The sequence below is a fragment of the Bradyrhizobium sp. 138 genome (assembly GCF_023074075.1).
GTDB lineage: Bacteria > Pseudomonadota > Alphaproteobacteria > Rhizobiales > Xanthobacteraceae > Bradyrhizobium.
The window spans coordinates 1-2,400 of sequence record NZ_JADPKT010000008.1 but is presented as its reverse complement, the minus strand read 5'-3'; the positions used below and the strand labels follow the sequence as shown (position 1 = coordinate 2,400).

Genomic DNA, 2,400 nt, shown 5'->3' with positions numbered 1-2,400 from the left:
TTGGCGAGCTCGACCGCGACGTCGGCGCGCGAGGAGTAGCCGAACATGCCGGTGGTATTGCTGGAGACCAACGGCCAGGCCGGATAGACGATCCAGTAGGCGACCGCCCAGACGATGGTGAGGTAGAAGCAGATCACCCACCAGCGCGGCAGCGGCGTATTGAGCTCCTTGATGCCGTCCCATTCATGTCCGGTCGTGGACTTGCCGGAGACGGAATCGATGTCGCTATGATGATCGGTCATGGTCTCTCACTCCTCCCGCAACGGCAGGTGCGCTGCTTGATCGAAAACAGCCTTGTTACGGGGCCAAAATGCGTAGGCGATGATCGCGAGAAAGATCGCAACGAACACCGGCGTCCAGATCGTCGTCACGAGCTCTGACGCTAGATTATGGACTGTCAGGATAGCTTTCATCGTTCATGCCTTCTCAGCGAAGATTGGCTTTCTCGTTGTAGATCTTGAAGTCGACCAGCGTGCCCAGCATCTGCAGGTACGCGATCAGCGCGTCCATCTCCGTCGGCGTGCCGGTCCTGCCGTCGAAATTGCGCACGACGGCCTTGGCGTAGCGCTTGTTGAAGGCATCAGTGCCGGCGTTTTCCGGATCGGCCTGGGCCTTCAAATCGGCGCCTGCGCTGGCGATCTGGTCGTCCGTATAGGGCACACCGACGGTCCTCAGCGTACGCATGTGGTCGGCGATCGTGTCCGGATCGACCTCGGTGTGGCTGAGGAACGGGTAGCCCGGCATCACCGACTGCGGCACGATCGCGCGCGGGTTGGTCAGATGCGTCACGTGCCAGTCGTCGGAGTACTTGGCGCCTACGCGGGCGAGGTCCGGACCGGTGCGCTTGGAGCCCCACTGGAACGGGTGGTCGAACATGCTCTCGGCAGCGAGCGAGAAATGGCCGTAGCGCTCGACCTCGTCGCGCAGCGGGCGGACCATCTGCGAGTGGCAGAGATAGCAGCCCTCGCGGACGTAGACGTTGCGTCCCGCGAGCTCCAGCGGCGTATACGGCCTCACTCCGTCGACCTTCTCGATCGTGCTCTTGAGGTAGAACAGCGGGGTGATTTCGACGAGGCCGCCGATCGCGATCACCAAGAGGATGCCGACGATCAGGATGATCGAGTTCTTTTCGAAGATTTGATGGCGTGTCCAGAACGACATTGCTTGGCTCCTCATTCCGCCGGCTGAAGAGCGACGGGCATCTGGACTTCCTGCTCGCCGACGCGAACGGTCATCCAGAGATTGTAGGCCATGATCAGCGCGCCGATCAGGAACAGCCCGCCGCCTGCGGCGCGGATGATGTAGAAGGGATGCATCGCCTCGACGGTCTCGATGAAGGAATATTCGAGGAAGCCGAGCGAGGTGTAGGCGCGCCACATCAGGCCCTGGAGGATACCGGACACCCACATCGCCGAGATGTAGAGGACGATGCCGAGGGTCGCGACCCAGAAGTGCCAGTTGACGAGCTTCAGGCTGTAGAGCCCCTTGCGATTCCAGACCCACGGCACCAGGCAGTAGAGCGCGCCGAAGGAGACGAAGCCGACCCAGCCGAGCGCGCCGGAATGCACGTGGCCGATGGTCCAGTCGGTGTAGTGGCTGAGCGAGTTGACCACCTTGATCGACATCATCGGGCCCTCGAAGGTCGACATGCCGTAGAAGGCGACGGAGACCACGAGCATGCGCAGCACGGGATCGGTACGCAGCTTGTCCCAGGCACCCGACAGCGTCATCAAGCCGTTGATCATGCCGCCCCAGGAGGGCATCCACAGCATGATCGAGAAGGTCATGCCCAGCGTCTGCGTCCAGTCCGGCAACGCCGTGTAGTGCAGATGGTGGGGACCTGCCCAGATGTAGAGGAAGATCAGCGCCCAGAAGTGGATGATCGACAGCCGATAGGAATAGATCGGCCGTTCGGCGCGCTTCGGGATGAAGTAGTACATGATGGCGAGGAAGCCGGCGGTCAGGAAGAAGCCGACCGCGTTGTGGCCGTACCACCACTGGAACATGGCGTCCTGGATGCCGCCCCAGGCGACGTAGGACTTCGAGCCGAACACCGAGACGGGAAGCGCCGGGTTGTTGCCGAGATGCAGAACAGCGATCGTCACGATGAAGGCGAGATAGAACCAGTTCGCGACGAAGATGTGCGGCTCCTTGCGCTTGATGACGGTGGCAAGGAAGACGAGCAAGTAAGCGACCCAGACGATGGTCAGCCACAAATCGGCATACCATTCCGGCTCGGCATATTCCTTCGACTGGGTGACGCCGAGCAGATAGCCCGTACCGGCGATCAGAATGAAGAAGTTGTAGCCCACCACGACGAACCAGGGCGCGAGGTCGCCGGCGAGGCGCGCGCGGCAGGACTTCTGCACCACGTAGAACGAGGTCGCGATCAGCACATTG

At 61.6% G+C, this 2,400-nt stretch carries 4 protein-coding genes; all 4 read right to left on the bottom strand.

Going from position 1 to position 2,400, the window contains the following annotated elements:
• The coding region (locus IVA79_RS07495) for a cbb3-type cytochrome c oxidase N-terminal domain-containing protein (RefSeq protein WP_276577463.1) at positions 1–242 on the bottom strand (242 nt) is incomplete at its 3' end.
• A gap of 6 nt (positions 243–248) precedes the next feature.
• On the bottom strand, positions 249–413 hold the full coding sequence (locus tag IVA79_RS07490) for a cbb3-type cytochrome c oxidase subunit 3 (protein ID WP_246916827.1): 165 nt from the start codon (positions 411–413) through the stop codon (positions 249–251).
• 13 nt (positions 414–426) lie between these two features.
• A complete protein-coding gene (gene ccoO, locus IVA79_RS07485; protein ID WP_247551463.1) occupies positions 427–1,161 on the bottom strand; it encodes a cytochrome-c oxidase, cbb3-type subunit II in 735 nt (244 codons plus the stop codon).
• Between the two features lie 11 nt (positions 1,162–1,172).
• The coding region (gene ccoN / locus IVA79_RS07480) for a cytochrome-c oxidase, cbb3-type subunit I (RefSeq protein WP_247551461.1) at positions 1,173–2,400 on the bottom strand (1,228 nt) is incomplete at its 5' end.

Coding starts and splice junctions, on each gene's coding strand:
- IVA79_RS07490 (WP_246916827.1), bottom strand. CDS start 413: ATGAAAGCTATCCTGACAGTCCATAATCTAGCGTCAGAGCTCGTGACG.
- ccoO (WP_247551463.1), bottom strand. CDS start 1,161: ATGTCGTTCTGGACACGCCATCAAATCTTCGAAAAGAACTCGATCATC.